Raw genomic sequence first — 381 nt, forward strand, 5'->3', positions numbered from 1 at the left:
GGTCATAGCAAGTGCGCGCAAAACGCACTTCTTGCAATTGTTGCGATTGACGCAACGACCTTACCTCGACCGGCGGCGAAATGGTGGACAGCACCTCCAGTACATGTGCCACCTGCTGGCTGGCCAACCGGTAATAACGATGGCGTCCCTGGGTTTCCAACGCAAGCAGATTGCCATCCACCATTTTGGCCAGATGGGCACTCGCCGTCTGCGGGGAGACGCGAGCGACATAGGCAAGCTCACTGGCCGGCAGCGCGCGTCCGTCCATCAGTTCATGCAGCATCGCAGCGCGAGTGGGATCGCCGATTAACGCAGCAACAATTGTAATATCAGGGTATGCATTCATATTTCGATGATAAGCGAATTCCCGATGTATTACAA

Annotated in this window: 1 protein-coding gene; it reads right to left on the reverse strand. The window is 55.1% G+C overall.

Annotated features, from left to right (window positions below; translation table 11 throughout):
* On the reverse strand, positions 1-346 hold a 346-nt coding region (locus MXD62_RS10395), incomplete at its 3' end, for a helix-turn-helix transcriptional regulator (RefSeq protein ID WP_248829115.1).
* Positions 347-381 lie beyond the last annotated feature (35 nt).

Origin of the sequence: Frankia sp. Mgl5, assembly GCF_023242985.1 — a bacterium.
Classification (GTDB): domain Bacteria; phylum Actinomycetota; class Actinomycetes; order Frankiales; family Frankiaceae; genus Parafrankia; species Parafrankia soli.